Here is a 16,940-nt window from a genome sequence, read left to right as displayed (position 1 = left end):
AGACATGTTTAAATCCGTGAAAGAACTCGTCGCCATCGCGACGGAACGCAATATTCCGATTTCGGAAGTCATGATCGAACAAGAGATGACGGTTCGTCATTTGGAGCGAGATGAAGTCTATGCGATGATGGAACGAAACCTACAAGTGATGGAAGAGGCGGTCGCTCGTTCACTTGATGGTGATGGTGTCCAATCGGTGACAGGACTGACCGGTGGGGATGCTGTCTTGCTTCAACGGTACCGTGCTTCGGGTAAAGGATTATCCGGTGATTTATTACTGGACGCCGTTAGTAAGGCAATCGGAACGAATGAAGTCAATGCTGCGATGGGAAAAATTTGTGCGACACCAACGGCTGGGAGTGCGGGTGTCGTGCCTGGTACACTATTTGCGGTCAAAGATCGATTAAACCCGACGCGTGAGCAGATGTTACGCTTCTTGTTTACATCTGGTGCATTCGGCTTTGTCGTCGCGAACAATGCGTCGATTTCCGGAGCGGCAGGTGGATGTCAAGCAGAAGTCGGTTCAGCGACAGCGATGGCAGCTGCTGCCATCGTTGAGATGGCAGGTGGGACACCGGATCAGTCAGCGCATGCTTTTGCGATCGCGCTGAAGAACATGCTTGGACTCGTCTGTGATCCTGTTGCAGGACTCGTCGAAGTGCCATGCGTGAAACGCAATGCGATGGGCGGGGCGAATGCTGTTGTCGCTGCCGACATGGCACTCGCTGGAATCACGTCACGGATTCCGTGTGATGAAGTCATCTCAGCCATGCATGAGATTGGTCAGATGATGCCGTCTGCGCTTCGCGAGACAGCAAAAGGTGGACTCGCGAATACACCGACAGGACGCTGGCTCGAAGCAAAAATCTTCGGAGAGTTATCGAATGAATCCATCACGTGACGTCAAGACATTAAAAGGTGTCGGACGGGATTTAGCGAAAAAACTAGAAGAGATGAATATTCTCACCGTTGCGGACGTGCTCGAGCACGTCCCGTTTCGTTATGACGACTTCGTGACGGGAAGTCTAACGGAAGCAATCCATGAGGATAAAGTCAAGTTCACGGGTCAAGTCCAGTCTGAACCACTTGTGCGCTATTACGGCAAAGGAAAGAATCGTTTGACGTTCCGTCTGCTCGTTGAAGAACGGTATAGTGTGACCGTAACGATGTTCAACCGGGCATTCTACAAAGACCAATTGCAACTCGGGGCAGAAGTGACGGTCAGTGGCAAGTGGGATTTACACCGGATGACGATCTCTGCGACGGAATTGCAATTCGGGGCAATCGAAGGCGAATTGACACCCGTTTACTCGCTCCGAGGTGACATGCGGATGAAGACGTTTCGACGCGTCGTCGACTTGGCGTTCAAGGAGACTGAGACATTAGCTGAACGAATCCCGGATAGCATCCGGAAGACGTATCGGTTGCAAGACCGGATGACGATGTTGAAGTCGCTTCATTTCCCAACGAATCGACAAGAGTTAACGGCTGCTCGTCGCAGTTATGTCTACGAGGAGTGCCTCTATTTCCAGCTGAAATTACAGGCGTTACGTCTTGGACGACGGAAAGGTCGAGGGATTGCTCTTCCCCTTCATGAAACGGATATTGCCAATTTCATCAAGAGCCTGCCGTTTCCGCTGACAGGTGCACAGCAACGTGTGACAAAAGAGATTCTAGACGACATCGGTCGCGGCGAACGAATGAATCGGTTGCTGCAAGGGGATGTCGGAAGCGGGAAGACCGTCATCGCTGCCATCGCCTTGTTCGCGACGGTTCGTGCCGGAAAACAAGGCGCCTTGATGGTGCCGACCGAAATTTTAGCGGAACAGCATGCAGCGTCGCTCGCCCCATTGCTTGAACCACTTGGGATCCGAGTCGGTCTACTGACGAGTTCCGTTAAAGGGAAAGCGCGTGCACACTTGCTCGAAGCCCTCGCAACAGGAGAGATCGACGTCTTGGTTGGAACACATGCGCTGATTCAAGACACTGTCCAGTTCAAGGCATTGCACCTCGTCATCACCGATGAACAACATCGCTTCGGTGTCGAACAACGGAAGCGTTTGCGCGCGAAAGCTGAACAGGCAGATGTATTATATATGACAGCGACACCGATTCCGCGTACGCTTGCGATATCGGTCTTTGGAGATATGGATGTTTCGATCATCGATGAGATGCCGGCGGGACGAAAGGAAATCGAGACCTACTGGGCGAAACCGCAACAGATGGAACGTGTTTTCGGGTTCGTCGAGAAAGAATTGTCGCAAGGTCGACAAGCCTACGTCATCACGCCATTGATCGAGGAATCCGAATCACTCGAAGTTCAAAATGCGATCGAATTACATGCGACATTGACCGAGCGGTTCAAGCCCTATCATGTCGGTTTGATGCATGGGCGCTTGACTTCTTCAGAAAAAGACGAGGTCATGCAGGCTTTTAAGGAGAATACTGTTCAAATCCTTGTTTCAACGACGGTCGTCGAGGTCGGCGTGAACGTTCCGAACGCGTCGATCATTGTCATTCATGATGCAGAACGCTTTGGTCTTGCGCAGTTACACCAATTAAGAGGGCGCGTCGGTCGAGGCGATGCCCAGTCTTACTGTATTCTAATCGCCGATCCCTCTTCCGATACGGGAAAAGAACGGATCAAGACAATGACGGAGACGAACGATGGCTTCAAGCTAGCGGAAAAGGATTTAAAACTGCGCGGAGCCGGAAATTTCTTCGGTACCGAACAAAGTGGATTACCGAGATTCGTCTTGACCGATCCGGCACTTGATATTCAAGTCATGGAAACGGCGCGGCAAGATGCAGTCCGATTACTGCGATCGGACGCCTTTTGGCAAGCGCCGGAATACGATGTCTTACGTGAATATATCGAACGGCAAGGGCTTCTTGAAGGAGAAAGAATCGAATAATACTTGAAAGTGAACAACAAGGGATATATACTACTGTTAGTACCAGGTAATAATAGTAGTCATCCTTCTTGTGGGAGGAACGTACATGCGGGTACCTAAAAAAGAGAGACAACAAGAATTATTACAGACGATCGAGCAAAATCCGTTCATCACGGATGAAGCGCTGGCGACACGATTCCATGTCAGTATCCAGACGATTCGTCTGGACCGGATGGAATTAAAGATTCCGGAATTACGGGAGCGAATTAAACATGTCGCGACTGAACGGCTGGATGATGTGCGTACTTTGACTGAAAATGAAGTCATTGGTGATATGATTGACCTGAAACTCGATACATCTGCCATCTCGATCCTTGAGGTTTTGCCGGAACATGCGTTTAGTCGAAATGCAATCGCCCGCGGACATATCTTGTTCGCACAGGCAAACTCGCTTGCGATTGCGCTCATCGATGATGAACTCGCGTTAACGACCCGTGCGAACGTTCAGTTCACACGCTCCGTCCACGTCGGAGAACGCGTCGTTGCGAAGGCATTCGTCAGTTCCCATCGCCAAGATGGACGTTCTGACATCACGGTAGAGAGTTATGTCGGTGAAGAATGTGTCTTTATCGGCGAATTCACAGTGTATCGAAGTAGTAAGGAGGAATCGAAATGATTTTAGCAGTTGACGCCATGGGGGGCGACCATGCACCCCGTGCCATCGTAGAAGGGGTCGTTGCCTATCTGGCAGAACGTCCAAACGACAACATCGATATCCGACTAGTCGGAGATGAGTTGAAGTTACGCTCATACACAATCGAGGATCCGCGCGTGACGATCGTCCACGCAGCATCCGTCATCACCGGAGAAGATGAACCGGTACGTGCCATTCGCCGCAAGAAAGATAGCTCACTCGTTGTGGCTGCAAACCTGGTGAAATCAGGAGAAGCAGATGCCTTGATTTCAGCAGGCAACACGGGAGCGCTCATGACTGCCGGATTGTTCGTCATCGGTCGGATCGAAGGAGTTGACCGTCCTGCACTGGCCCCGACTTTCCCGACACGTAATGGGAAGGGTGTCGTCATCTTAGATGTCGGCGCCAACCCGGATGCGAAGGCAGAGCATTTGCTCGATTATGCCATCATGGGGTCTGTCTACGCAGAACAAGTTCGCGGTATCACACGTCCTAAAGTCGGGCTCCTGAATATCGGATCAGAAGCCGGTAAAGGGAATGCATTGACGAAGGAAACGTATCCGCTACTTGAGACAGCACCGATTCATTTCGTTGGGAACGTCGAGGCGAGAGAAGCGATGAGCGGTGACGTCGATGTCATCGTCACGGAAGGTTTTGCCGGCAATACGTTACTTAAGAGTACTGAAGGGGCAGCCAGTATGATCATGGGTGTCATGAAAGAACAATTCATGAGCTCGTGGACATCAAAGCTCGCCGCTCTCGTACTGAAACCGAAGTTGAAAAAAATGAAGCAGTTGCTCGCCTATGAAGAATATGGCGGTGCCGGACTATTCGGTATTGCGGCTCCGGTCATCAAGGCGCATGGATCAAGTAATGCCTATGCATTCAGCAGAGCGCTCGTTCAAGCGGAAAAGATGGTCGAACAAGAAGTCGTTGCCAAAATCGTTCAGGCGAAAGCAACTGAAGCACGTTAAGAAGGAGTGAGACGAGATGGGGAAAACAGTTTGGATGTTTCCGGGACAAGGGTCACAGACGCCTGGAATGGGACAGACGCTCATCACGCAAGACGAGACACGCCAAGCACTCGCTGACCTCGGAACGCGAATTGGTCTGGATCTGACGACGCTGATGACGACAGGGACGAAGGATGAATTGAAAGCGACGGATATCGCTCAACCAGCCATCGTCGCACACAGTGCATTACTCGCACAGCAGTACGCAGCACAAGGACATACACCTGATTTCGTACTCGGACACAGTGTTGGAGAATATAGCGCGCTCGTCGCAGCTTCTGTCATCACACCGTCTGAAGCCGTCTATCTCGTCCGCGAACGCGGAAAACTCATGAATCAAGTCACGGGTGGAACGATGGCAGCAGTCATTGGCATGAATGATGTCGAGGCAGCCCATCACGCGGTTGAATCAATTGCGGCAACGGGAGAAATCGTTCAAATCGCCAACTACAACTGTCCTGGACAATTCGTCATCTCTGGACAAATCGCGGCGGTCGAATCTGCCACAGCGAAGTTAAAAGAGCTCGGAGCAAAACGAGTCTTACCACTTGATGTCTCGGGTGCGTTCCATTCGTCGCTCATGACACCTTTCGCACCACGATTCGAAGATATTCTCGTATCATCACCGTTTAAAGCCGCGAAGACGAAATTCATCTCGAACGTTGATTGTGCATTTCACGATCAACCAGACGAATTGATTCGTTTGCTCGTTCAGCAACTCTATTCGCCGGTCCGGTTCGAATCATGCGTCGAGCGTCTCATCGAAGAGGGTGCGGATACGTTCATCGAGTTCGGTCCGTCATCTCCACTTAGCGGTCTCGTGAAACGAATCAAAAAAGATGCGAAAATCATCAGCATCACGACACTTGAGCAATTGGAAGCGGAGGGAATTCGTTGAGTAAAGTAGCACTCGTCACTGGCGCGTCACGCGGTATCGGAGCGGCCATCGCAAAGCGATTGGCAAAAGATGGTTTCCGTGTCGTCGTCAACTATGCAGGAAGCACGGACAAGGCGGAAGCTGTCGTCCGTGAAATCAAGGAGGCAGGCGGTGAAGCACTCGCGATTCAAGCGAATGTCGCTGAAGCGGATGCTGTCAAACAGATGATCAAACAAACGATTGATGCGTTCGGTCAACTGGATTGTGTCGTCAATAATGCTGGCATCACGCGCGATGGTTTACTGATGCGTATGAAGGAAGCAGACTTTGATGCCGTCGTCGATACGAACCTGAAAGGGGCATTCCTCGTCACACAAGCCGCGACACGTTCATTGTTAAAGACAAGCGGTCGTATCATCAATATCGCATCAGTCGTCGGTATTTCTGGAAATCCAGGGCAAGCGAACTATGTCGCAGCGAAAGCGGGTCTGATCGGGCTGACGAAATCCGTCGCACGTGAACTCGCTAGTAAAGGCGTCACAGTCAATGCCATCTGTCCAGGCTTCATCGAGACGGACATGACGGATGAATTGACAGAAGAACAGCGGAACCTGTCACTCGGGCAAATTCCGTTGAAACGCTTCGGTCAAACCGACGATATCGCTTCACTCGTCAGTTTCATCGCTTCAGATGAAGCACGATACATCACAGGTCAAACTCTAGCCGTCGATGGCGGCATGACGATGTAACAGAACTAACGGAAGTACTTTGCCAAAACCGCAATCATCTTATATACTCAACTCATGGAGGGATTTTAAAATGACAAAAGAACAAATCTTAGTAGACGTACAAGAAGCAATCGCAGAAAAATTAGGTAAAGAACAAAGTGAAATCACACTTGATAAGTCGTTCAAAGACGACCTCGGAGCTGACTCTCTTGAAGTCATGGAACTCGTCATGGACTTAGAAGACAAGTTCGAAATCACGATCGAAGATGAGCAAGCAGAAAACTTGAAGACTGTCGGCGATGTCGTCAACTACATCGAAACACAAGTCTGATCATTGAAGCTGACCCACCGCAATTTGCGGTGGGCTTTAGCTGTTTAGGAGGAACTATGACGAATCAAAAAGGACGTCGTGTCCGAAAAGGACCCTATGTAAAACGACGCAAGGATGCTCGGACGCTCGCTCAGATCGAGCAAAAATTCGAAGCGTTACAAGAGCGTCTGAATATCACTTTTTCTAATGTTGAACTATTGAAACAAGCCTTCACGCACTCTTCGTTCGTCAATGAACAACGCGAGTCGGAAGGGGATAACGAACGCCTAGAATTTTTAGGGGACGCTGTCTTAGAGTTGACGGTGTCACGCTATCTATTCGAACACTACCCGGAACGTTCCGAGGGGGAATTAACGAAATTGCGAGCGGCAATCGTCTGTGAACCGTCACTCGTCCAATTTGCGAATCACTATCAGTTTTCCGATATGATTCTGTTAGGTAAGGGGGAAGAACTGACCGGTGGTCGGAATCGTCCAGCCTTACTTGCGGATGTCTTCGAATCCTTTATTGGCGCCTTGTATCTTGACCAAGGCATCGAAGCAGCCGAACGATTCCTCGCCGAAGCGGTTTTTCCGAAAGTGGCGACGGGCTTCTTCGAAGAACAGACGGATTTCAAGAGTCAATTACAGGAAGCGATTCAACGTGTCGGTTTAGGTGTCATCGAGTATGAAATCATCGAGGAGCGCGGTCCAGCGCATAGTCGGGAATTTATCTCGCGTGTTCAAGTCGCGGATGAGCTCGAAGGGATTGGAACGGGTCGTTCGAAAAAAGAGGCAGAACAACAGGCGGCAAAACAAGCCTTACTTGAATTAAAGAAACAGTTTTAAGCAACAAAAGGCCGACCATCTCTCAAACGCGTGAGAGATGATCGGCCTTTATCGTCTGAGGCTCGCTTGATTAGACGGTCTTGAGGGATTTCAGTTCGTCGACGATCGCGTCGACCTCTGCGAGTGATAACGAGTCTCGCATCATGACGAACTCATAAATCTCTTTTAAGTCCTCATTTTTTGAGCCATCGAACTGTTCTGCTTTAATGACCCCTTTGTTGATGATATTCAATTTATCTAAGATCGCTTCAATCATTTGTTCAATCGTCATCGTGTTATTCGCTCCTCTTCTTCTCGTTTCGCATGATACTACCTTAAAACCTATCATGTTGCTAGCGTTTCGGCTATGGTAAACTGAAAGAAATTCAAAAGAAATTTAAACATACGGGTGATCAAGATGTACTTAAAACGAATTGAAATTAATGGCTTCAAATCATTTGCCAGTCGAACTGAACTAGAATTCCTTCCGGGTGTCACGGCAGTCGTCGGACCGAACGGAAGTGGAAAATCAAATATATCGGATGCTGTCCGTTGGGTACTCGGAGAACAATCTGCGAAGTCACTACGTGGGGCGAAGATGGAAGATGTTATTTTTGCCGGCAGTCTGTCTGAACACCGGAAACAATTTGCCGAAGTGACGCTCGTCTTAGACAACGAGTCGGGAACGGTCGCGTTACCGTATCAGGAGATCAGTGTCACGCGGCGTGTCAGCCGCAATGGCGATAGCGATTATTTTTTAAATAAAAAACCATGTCGCCTGAAGGATGTCCTTGATTTGTTCATGGACACAGGCTTGTCGCGTGACGCCTTTGCGATCATCGGACAAGGGCGAGTTGAACAAGTCATTTCCGGAAAACCGGAAGAACGTCGTGCTGTCATCGAAGAAGCAGCAGGCGTCTTGAAGTATCGTCATCGCAAAAAGCAAGCCGAACGGAAATTAAATGATACGGAAGCGAATCTATCACGTGTCGATGATATTTTATATGAACTTGGTGGACGAATCGAGCCGTTACGTGAACAAGCGGCGCTCGCGAAAGAGTATCTCGTCGCTCGAGAACGGCATGATGTACTGGAACGTGGCATCTTGGCGCATGAAATCACGACGTATCAGACGGAGCTCGAAACACTGGCGCGTGATATCGCACAATGTGAAGAACGTCTTGCATCTCAAAAGACGACTCACGAAGAGAACGTCGTGTCCCGGGAGAAACAAGAAGCAACGCTTGAAGAAGAACGACAACAAGAAAACGCGTTGCAGGAGCAACTTCGACATGTCTCGACGCGACTTGTTGAGATCCAAGGTGCCCTTAACCTAGCAAAAGAACGTGAAAAACACGGTACCGAGACGAAAGAGCGACTCGAACAAGAGGTCGCGATCGTCGAAGAACGCGTCAAGGAACTGGAACTCGAACTAACCGCTTTACAGGAGCGTCAAGCAGAAGTCGATCAGGAAGCAAAACGGATTACGGCTGAGCGAGAACGAGCTGATCAAGCGCTGACACAAACCGATCGTGATTTTGATAAGGAAGCCGAAGCATTACGTTCGGAAGCCTTTGAAGTGGCGAGCCGATTAGCTGCGACGAATAATGCTTATAATCGGGCGAAGCAAGATCTCATGCAGGCAGAAGAACAACAACGTTCTTTTACGGCGGACAGCGGTACGAAACAATCGACCCGTCGTCAACTCGAGGAAGACGTCGCTCGACTAGAAGCGGACGTTGGTTCGATCCGGACAGAATTAGATCAAGCGATTGAGGAAGAGGCAACGGCACTCGCGGCGCGAGACGAACAACAACATGCGTTACGCCAAGTCGAACAGTCCGTTGCGGATTTAGAGCGACGTCGTCATAAGACGGAAGATCGGATTGAATTTCTTGAATCCGTCAAAGCCGACTATAGCGGTTATTTCGGTGCCGTTAAGACGATATTAAAACAACGAGATCAGTACCCAGGTATTCACGGAGCGGTCGCGGAGTTGATTTCGGTCCCGGCGCGATTTGAAGCGGCAATCGAGACGGCGCTTGGTGGGGCGATGCAAAACATCGTCGTTGATACCGATGCGACAGGACGTCGTCTAATCCAGGAACTGCGACGCTTAAATGCCGGTCGAGCGACGTTCATGCCGCTCGCCTCACTCCAAGCACGTGAAGTCAACCGTTCGGTGCGAGAACAAGTCGGGGGGATGTCTGGATTCGTCGGGATCGCAAGTGATCTTGTGACGACAGACGAGACGCTGACGAAATTAAAGATGAACTTACTCGGTACGACACTCGTCGTCGAATCACTTGAACAAGCGAACCAAATTGCCCGTTCGACAGGACATCGCTATCGTCTCGTCACGCTCGAAGGGGATGTCGTCAACGTCGGTGGAACGATGACCGGCGGAAGTCGGAAAAAAGGCACACCATTGTTCAGTCAATCGCGCGAGCTCGACGAGTTAAAAGAGGGACTGACGCGAGGGCAAGCGGTCATTCGGGAGCAGATGCGCCGCTTGGAAGATCTAAGAGCGGCGATTCAGACGCTTGATGCTACTGCTCGGACGCGGACAGAAACGATTCAAGAATTACAAGGACAACTCGAGCAATCGCGGGATACGTTGGCAGATGCGAAGCGTCACCTCGCCGTCATGACGTCCGAATTATCGGTTGAAGATCGGCAGATGGCACGTGTGCTCGAACAAGAACAGGAAGCACGCCGTATCATCGAAATGTCAGAAGTCGAGATCGCGAAATGGACAGAACGTCAAACAGAACTCAGACAAGCACTTGATCGTCTCAAGGATGCTCAAGCCCGTGGTGCCGTCACGATGGACGAACTGAAGAAGGAACAAGCAGAAGCAGTTCTTGAAGAGCGGACGATTCAAATGAAACAAGCGCAACTCACGCAAGATATCGAGCGTCTGACGGAACAGGTCAGTCACGCGAAGCTTGAACGAGGTCATAAACGCCGTGACTTACGTCATGTCCTTGAAGGCTTTGATGAAGCGAAAATCGATGCCTTGCACGGCGAGCAGCGTGAACAGGAACAGGAGCAGAAGCGAGTCGAGACCGAAATTGTCGCGATTGGACAACGGATTCAAGTGCAGGCAGAATCCTTGCGCTTAATTCGAATTCGCGAAGCGAAGACGAAGGACGATCAACATACGACGAAACAGGCACTTGAGCAATTACGACTCTCACAAGGGAAAACGAGTACACGCCTTGAGACAAGACAAGAAATGCTCGAAGAGATGGGACTACTGCTCGAGTTGATCGCTCCGCTCGATCAATCGTATGATGAGGCGAAAGAGGAAATTCATCTGCTCAAGCGTCAACTCGAAGAAATCGGCATCGTCAATATCGGTGCAATCGAAGAATTCGCGGAAGTCGATGAACGGTTTACGTTCCTATCGGCGCAACGAGATGATCTCGTCGCAGCTAAAACGGATCTCTATAGTGTCATTGAAGAGATGGACCGTGAAGTCATTCGATTGTTCCGACAAACGTATGATGCCGTCCGTGAGCATTTCCGAGAAACGTTCCGGGAGTTGTTCGGGGGTGGAGAAGCCGATCTTGTACTCGTCGATCCGACTGATCTACTGACGAGCGGAATCGATATCGTCGCGAAACCGCCAGGTAAAAAGCTACAAAATTTGTCGCTCTTGTCAGGTGGAGAGCGTGCCTTGACGGCGATCGCTCTCTTGTTCGCGATTCTAAAGACCCGTCCTGTCCCATTCTGTGTCCTCGATGAAGTCGAGGCGGCACTTGATGAAGCGAACGTCGCGCGATTCGGCGAATTCGTCCATCAGCTAGCGCGCGAGACACAGTTCGTCATCATCACTCATCGGAAAGGGACGATGGAGGCGGCAGACGTCTTGTACGGCGTCACGATGCAGCAAAACGGGATATCTGAAGTGTTATCCGTTAAACTAGAAGAGGCACGACGTACATTAAGTGAAGAACCAAAGGAGATTAAACAATGAGTTTCTTTAAAAAACTGAAAGACCGCTTGACGACTTCGACGCAAGAAGTCACGACGAAATTCACACAAGGACTGACGAAGACACGCGATGGACTAGCAAGTGCCGTCAATGATCTCGTCTATCGTTTCCGCGAAGTCGATGAGGATTTCTTCGAAGAATTAGAGGAAGTATTGATTCAAGCCGACGTCGGCGTGACGACGACAATGGATTTGGTCGAAGACTTAAAGACAGAAGTTAAACGACGTAACGTCAAGGATCCAAAAGAAGTACGTGATGTCCTCGTTGAAGTCGTTGCGAAGATGTTAGTTGAAGAGGAAGAGACAGCACTTGATCTCGATCACGAGCTGAACGTCATTCTCTTCGTCGGTGTCAACGGGGTCGGGAAGACGACGACGATCGGGAAACTTGCGAATCGCTTGAAACAAGAAGGCAAGAGCGTCATGTTAGCAGCGGGTGATACGTTCCGTGCGGGTGCAATCGATCAACTGCAAGTCTGGGGCGAACGCTCCGGTGTACCGGTCATCCGTCAAGGAGAAGGATCGGATCCGGCCGCTGTCGTTTACGACGCTGTCCAAGCAGCTAAAGCACGTAAGGTCGATGTCCTGATTTGCGATACGGCAGGACGCCTTCAAAACAAGGTCAACCTGATGAACGAACTTGAAAAGGTCAAGCGTGTCATCGAACGTGAAATTCCAGGCGCTCCTCATGAAGTATTGCTGGCGCTTGACGCGACGACAGGACAAAACGCGATGGTGCAGGCGAAAGCCTTCAAACAAGCGACGAACGTCAGCGGGATCGTCTTGACGAAGCTTGATGGAACAGCAAAAGGTGGAATCGTCCTTGCGATCAAGAACGAATTGAACCTCCCGGTCAAGTTCGTTGGTCTTGGTGAAAAAATCGATGATTTACAACCGTTTGATGCAGAACAATTCGTTTATGGATTGTTCGGTGATGTCTTTGAAGAAAAAGAAAACGTTGACACGGAAGAAAGCGCAGAATAAGCGACGTTTCATGTAAAGAAAAAAACTTGACAACACACTGTGAGGGCTGTACTATACTATCTGTAAAGGAATTTCACTTAACATTGCGGAGGTGCTCGGATGACACTTGATAAAACGAACCGGATGAACTATCTGATTGACTTTTATCAGGAGCTTTTGACGCCAAAACAACGGAATTACATGTCACTCTATTACTTAGATGACTTTTCCTTAGGTGAGATCGCCGATGAGTTTGAAGTCAGCCGACAAGCAGTCTACGACAACATAAAACGCACGGAAGCCATGCTTGAGCAATATGAGGAACGATTATCACTGTTCAAGAAACACGAACGGCGAAAGCAGTTACTCGATCAGCTGAAGCAATGCGACCTTCCGGGTGAAGCCCTAGTGATCATTGAGACATTGGAGCAATTAGAGTAGGAGGCATTCTTAATGGCATTCGAAGGATTATCGGAACGGCTTCAAGCCAGTCTCGCTAAAATGCGAGGTAAAGGTAAGATTTCTGAAGCAGACGTCAAAGAGATGATGCGCGAAGTTCGCTTAGCGCTACTCGAAGCCGACGTCAACTTCAAGGTCGTCAAACAATTCGTAAATGATGTAAAGGAACGTGCCGTCGGACAGGACGTCATGACATCTTTGACGCCAGGGCAACAAGTCGTCAAGATCGTCCATGATGAATTGACGAATCTGATGGGTGCGGAAGTGTCACCATTGACGCTTGCGAACCGTCCTCCGACCGTCATCATGATGACAGGTCTGCAAGGGGCAGGTAAAACAACGACAACGGGTAAGCTTGCCAATCATTTACGTAAAAAACATAATCGTAGTCCTTTGCTTGTTGCGGCGGATATTTATCGTCCGGCAGCAATCAAACAATTAGAGACACTCGGGCAACAATTGGAGTTGCCGGTCTTCTCAATGGGAGATCAGGTCAGTCCGCAAGAAATCGTTACCGGTGCACTCGATTATGCAAAAGAGCATCATCACGATATCGTGTTGATCGATACGGCAGGTCGTCTGCACGTCGATGAGGAACTAATGCAGGAACTCGTTGATGTTAAAGAGATCGCCAAACCGCATGAAATCTTCCTTGTCGTCGATTCGATGACGGGTCAGGACGCCGTCAACGTCGCAGAAAGCTTCAACGAGAAGCTTGGCGTGACGGGGGTTGTTCTGACGAAGCTCGACGGAGATACGCGAGGTGGTGCAGCACTCTCCATCAAGGCAGTCACCGGAGCACCGATTAAGTTCGTCGGTCTTGGAGAGAAGCTCGATGCCATCGAACCATTCTATCCCGAGCGGATGGCGTCTCGGATTCTAGGCATGGGAGACATGCTGACACTGATTGAAAAAGCAGAGTCACAAATGGACGCTACGCGTGCCAAAGAGTTAGAAAGCAAAATGCGCGATGCATCGTTTACATTCGATGATTTCATCGAGCAGTTGCAGCAAGTGAAACAGATGGGTCCACTCGACGAACTGTTGGGAATGATCCCTGGGGCAGGTAAAGGGAAGATGAAGGGGTTGAAAAACGCCCAAATCGATGAGAAGCAACTCGTGTATGTCGAAGCGATTATCCAATCGATGACGAAACGAGAGCGGACTGAACCTGAAATCTTGAATGCGAGTCGTCGGAAGCGGATTGCCCGTGGTAGCGGACGCAGTATCCAAGAAGTCAACCGTCTCATTAAACAGTTCGAAGACATGCGGAAAATGATGAAACAATTTTCCGGACAGATGGGCAAAGGGAAAAAGAAAGGCTTTGGCCTTCCATTCTTTTAAAAGTCTTTTCTCTTTTGCTGTAACGTTGTATACTAATGAAGTTGTCAATTTGACTAAACGAAAAAATCATCTATTATTTGGAGGGACTTACGAATGGCAGTTAAAATTCGTCTTAAGCGCATGGGCGCAAAAAAATCACCTTTCTACCGTGTGGTAGTAGCAGACTCACGTGCACCACGTGATGGTCGTTTCATCGAGCAAATCGGATACTACAATCCAGTTGCTAAACCAGAAGCAGAAGTTAAAATCAACGAAGAGCTAGCTCTTAAATGGCTCTCTGAAGGTGCTAAACCTTCGGACACAGTTCGTAACCTCTTCTCACAAGCTGGTATCATGGAGAAATTCCACAACGCGAAACTCGCGAAGTAAGACGTTAGGAGGTGAGCAAAAGCTTACCTCCTTTTTTTAATTCAAGAAAGGAAGTGAAATGAATGGAATGGTTGGAAATTGCGAAAATCGCCAATACACATGGTCTAAAAGGTGAATTAAAGTTACTCGCGAGCACGGACTTCCCGGAAGAACGCTTTAAAGTCGGAAAGGAAGTCTTCATTGGCTCTGAAGGTACGTATACACCGGTGACGATCAGTGGTTACCGAAAACACAAACAATTCATCATGGTGACGTTCAAAGGGATGCACCATATTAATGAAGTCGAGAAGTATAAAGGATTGAAACTCTATGTCCACGCAGAAGATTTGCAAGACTTAGACGAGCATGAATTTTACTATCATGAGATCATCGGTTGTACGGTTTATGACGGTGAGACGAAAATCGGAGTCATATCCGACATTCTTGAAACAGGCGCAAACGACGTCTGGACGATCAAACGCGATGGGAAAAAGGATGTCCTGATCCCGTATATCGAGCAAGTCGTTGCTTCCGTCGATGTCGAGCAAAAACGTATCCAGATCACACCGCTTCCAGGATTGATTGAAGAATGAACATCCGAGTGTTGACGCTGTTTCCGGAAATGTTTTCAGCGCTCGATCATTCAATCGTCAAGCGAGCGCAAGATGATGAACGTGTCAGTCTTGAAACAATCAATTTTCGAGACTTCTCGACGAATCGTCATGGTAAAGTCGATGATTATCCGTATGGTGGGGGAGCAGGCATGCTGTTGACCCCTCAACCCGTCTTCGACGCGATGGCGAGTCTGCCGGAACGAAAACGACGAATCATCGTCATGACACCGACCGGTAAACGTTTTTCGCAACGGATGGCAGAAGAGTGGGCACAAGAAGAAGAACTGGTCTTCCTATGTGGTCATTACGAAGGATTTGATCAGCGGATTCATGATCATCTTGTAACGGATGAGGTCTCGCTTGGGGACTTCGTCTTGACGGGAGGGGAACTGGCTGCGATGACAATGATTGACGCTGTCGTCCGCCTCTTACCGGATGTCCTCGGTGCGTCTGAGAGTCATGAAGATGATTCCTTTTCGACGGGACTTCTTGAATATCCACACTATACACGTCCTGCTGAATATGCCGGATACCAGGTGCCAGACGTCTTGTTATCAGGCAATCATGCCCGGATTGCAAAATGGCGACGGGAACAGTCATTAAAGCGGACATTTGAGCGTCGTCCGGATCTGTTGACTGATGCTCCATTAACCGAGGATGATCGTCTTTATTTAGAATCGATTTCAGGATTGTCAAACGATTGAATCTATGATAAGTTAAAACATGTGGCAAAAGCCACCCATTAACGATGTTCCGCTGTCGGATGCTGAAAGCAAATGAAGATAAGAACATTGGTGAAAAAAGGAGAAATCATTCATGAACACACAACAATTGTTCCGTGAACTTACACAAGAACAAATCAAGTCAGACGTCCCTGCGTTCCGTCCTGGGGATACAGTCCGTGTACACGTTAAAGTCGTCGAGGGTACGCGTGAGCGTATTCAGCTCTTCGAAGGCGTAGTCATCAAACGTCACGGTGGCGGCATCAGTGAAACATTCACAGTCCGTAAAATTTCTTACGGAGTTGGCGTTGAGCGTGCTTTCCCGCTCCACTCACCACGTGTTGCACAAATCGAAGTTGTTCGCTACGGTAAAGTCCGTCGTGCGAAACTTTACTACCTCCGTAACCTTCGTGGTAAAGCGGCGCGTATTAAAGAAATTCGTCGTTAATCATGTGAAAAAGTGGCTTGTCTCCGGACAAGCTTCTTTTTTTTGTTGTTTATGCGTATACTAGTCCATAGGAAGAAATTGCGTTAATCAAGGGAGTGGAATTCGTGAAGGAGTTATTCAGTTGGGTAAAAGCGCTCGTCGTAGCGCTTGTCATCGCGTTCATCATTCGAACGTTCCTGTTCGTACCCGTCATCGTCGATGGGGAATCGATGATGCCGACCTTACACAATGCGGATCGGATGATCGTCAATAAGATTCCGTATTATTTTAATGAACCAGAAAGAGGCGATATCGTCGTCTTTCATGCAACGGAAACACGCGACTATATCAAACGAGTGATCGCTGTTCCAGGAGATACGATGTATTATAAAGACGATACGTTGTACGTCAACGATAAGAAAGTAGCTGAACCGTATTTAAAAGAGTACAAAGCTCAGATGAATGGTGTTCCATTGACGGAGGACTTTACACTTGAGGAACGGACAGGAAAAACGACTGTTCCAAAAGGGAAGGTATTCGTCATGGGAGATAATCGTCAAAATTCAAAAGATAGTCGTGATATCGGTTTTGTGGATGAGGATCAAATCGTCGGAACGACGAACTTCGTATTCTATCCATTCAATGATGTACGCTCTGTCGATTAAAACGAAAGAAGATGAGACGCTTACCGTGAAAAGTAAGTACCTCATCTTCTTTTCTT

At 48.9% G+C, this 16,940-nt stretch carries 18 protein-coding genes; 17 read left to right on the top strand and 1 reads right to left on the bottom strand.

Features of this window, described 5'->3' with window-relative positions:
- Positions 1-4: 4 nt before the first annotated feature.
- The 8 genes from sdaAA to rnc all read left to right on the top strand — a co-directional run bounded on the left by sdaAA (position 5) and on the right by rnc (position 7,364).
- A complete protein-coding gene (sdaAA, locus tag HZS85_RS06880) occupies positions 5-901 on the top strand; it encodes an L-serine ammonia-lyase, iron-sulfur-dependent, subunit alpha (RefSeq protein ID WP_023468754.1) in 897 nt (298 codons plus the stop codon).
- Positions 885-2,915: an ATP-dependent DNA helicase RecG gene (gene recG / locus HZS85_RS06875; RefSeq protein ID WP_214854556.1), complete on the top strand. Its 2,031-nt coding sequence runs from the start codon at positions 885-887 to the stop codon at positions 2,913-2,915. The genes sdaAA and recG overlap by 17 nt, the downstream gene beginning before the upstream one ends.
- Positions 2,916-3,000: 85 nt before the next feature.
- On the top strand, positions 3,001-3,570 hold the full coding sequence (gene fapR / locus HZS85_RS06870) for a transcription factor FapR (protein WP_214854554.1): 570 nt from the start codon (positions 3,001-3,003) through the stop codon (positions 3,568-3,570).
- Positions 3,567-4,562 carry a phosphate acyltransferase PlsX gene (gene plsX / locus HZS85_RS06865; RefSeq protein WP_035406922.1) on the top strand — a complete coding sequence of 332 codons (996 nt, stop codon included), beginning with the start codon at positions 3,567-3,569 and terminating at the stop codon, positions 4,560-4,562. Before fapR ends, plsX begins: the two co-directional genes overlap by 4 nt.
- Before the next feature lie 16 nt (positions 4,563-4,578).
- A complete protein-coding gene (fabD, locus tag HZS85_RS06860) occupies positions 4,579-5,499 on the top strand; it encodes an ACP S-malonyltransferase (RefSeq protein ID WP_214854551.1) in 921 nt (306 codons plus the stop codon).
- Positions 5,496-6,227, top strand: a complete 732-nt coding sequence (gene fabG, locus HZS85_RS06855) for a 3-oxoacyl-[acyl-carrier-protein] reductase (RefSeq protein WP_214854549.1) — start codon at positions 5,496-5,498, stop codon at positions 6,225-6,227. The genes fabD and fabG overlap by 4 nt, the downstream gene beginning before the upstream one ends.
- Before the next feature lie 70 nt (positions 6,228-6,297).
- Positions 6,298-6,537 carry an acyl carrier protein gene (gene acpP / locus HZS85_RS06850; protein ID WP_029342095.1) on the top strand — a complete coding sequence of 80 codons (240 nt, stop codon included), beginning with the start codon at positions 6,298-6,300 and terminating at the stop codon, positions 6,535-6,537.
- 56 nt (positions 6,538-6,593) lie between these two features.
- The gene (rnc, locus tag HZS85_RS06845) at positions 6,594-7,364 is read left to right on the top strand and encodes a ribonuclease III (protein ID WP_023468747.1); all 771 of its coding nucleotides are present in this window, start codon (positions 6,594-6,596) and stop codon (positions 7,362-7,364) included.
- A 70-nt stretch (positions 7,365-7,434) separates the two neighbouring features.
- Here the strand turns inward: rnc and HZS85_RS06840 are convergent, their stop codons facing one another.
- Entirely contained in the window at positions 7,435-7,635 is a 201-nt protein-coding gene (locus HZS85_RS06840; RefSeq protein ID WP_023468746.1) for a DUF1128 family protein, read from the bottom strand.
- 126 nt (positions 7,636-7,761) lie between these two features.
- Here HZS85_RS06840 and smc point away from each other — a divergent pair, with 126 nt between their 5' ends.
- The 9 genes from smc to lepB all read left to right on the top strand — a co-directional run bounded on the left by smc (position 7,762) and on the right by lepB (position 16,884).
- Positions 7,762-11,325, top strand: a complete 3,564-nt coding sequence (smc, locus tag HZS85_RS06835; RefSeq protein ID WP_214854547.1) for a chromosome segregation protein SMC — start codon at positions 7,762-7,764, stop codon at positions 11,323-11,325.
- Positions 11,322-12,326: a signal recognition particle-docking protein FtsY gene (ftsY, locus tag HZS85_RS06830; protein ID WP_214854545.1), complete on the top strand. Its 1,005-nt coding sequence runs from the start codon at positions 11,322-11,324 to the stop codon at positions 12,324-12,326. Before smc ends, ftsY begins: the two co-directional genes overlap by 4 nt.
- A 99-nt stretch (positions 12,327-12,425) precedes the next feature.
- Complete coding sequence (locus HZS85_RS06825) at positions 12,426-12,746, top strand: putative DNA-binding protein (protein WP_023468743.1); 321 nt, start codon at positions 12,426-12,428, stop codon at positions 12,744-12,746.
- A gap of 12 nt (positions 12,747-12,758) precedes the next feature.
- Entirely contained in the window at positions 12,759-14,108 is a 1,350-nt protein-coding gene (ffh, locus tag HZS85_RS06820) for a signal recognition particle protein (protein WP_214854544.1), read from the top strand.
- Positions 14,109-14,201: 93 nt separating this feature from the next.
- Entirely contained in the window at positions 14,202-14,477 is a 276-nt protein-coding gene (gene rpsP, locus HZS85_RS06815) for a 30S ribosomal protein S16 (protein WP_023468741.1), read from the top strand.
- 62 nt (positions 14,478-14,539) lie between these two features.
- Entirely contained in the window at positions 14,540-15,049 is a 510-nt protein-coding gene (gene rimM / locus HZS85_RS06810; RefSeq protein WP_214854543.1) for a ribosome maturation factor RimM, read from the top strand.
- Positions 15,046-15,774 (top strand): tRNA (guanosine(37)-N1)-methyltransferase TrmD, encoded by a 729-nt coding sequence (gene trmD / locus HZS85_RS06805; protein WP_214854542.1) that lies wholly within the window; start codon positions 15,046-15,048, stop codon positions 15,772-15,774. Before rimM ends, trmD begins: the two co-directional genes overlap by 4 nt.
- 112 nt (positions 15,775-15,886) lie before the next feature.
- The gene (gene rplS / locus HZS85_RS06800; RefSeq protein WP_023468738.1) at positions 15,887-16,240 is read left to right on the top strand and encodes a 50S ribosomal protein L19; all 354 of its coding nucleotides are present in this window, start codon (positions 15,887-15,889) and stop codon (positions 16,238-16,240) included.
- 104 nt (positions 16,241-16,344) lie between these two features.
- Positions 16,345-16,884: a signal peptidase I gene (gene lepB / locus HZS85_RS06795; RefSeq protein WP_035406947.1), complete on the top strand. Its 540-nt coding sequence runs from the start codon at positions 16,345-16,347 to the stop codon at positions 16,882-16,884.
- Positions 16,885-16,940: the final 56 nt, after the last annotated feature.

Source organism: Exiguobacterium sp. s130 (genome assembly GCF_018619055.1).
Taxonomy (GTDB): Bacteria; Bacillota; Bacilli; order Exiguobacteriales; family Exiguobacteriaceae; genus Exiguobacterium_A.
This window is presented reverse-complemented; position numbering and strand designations above follow the sequence as displayed.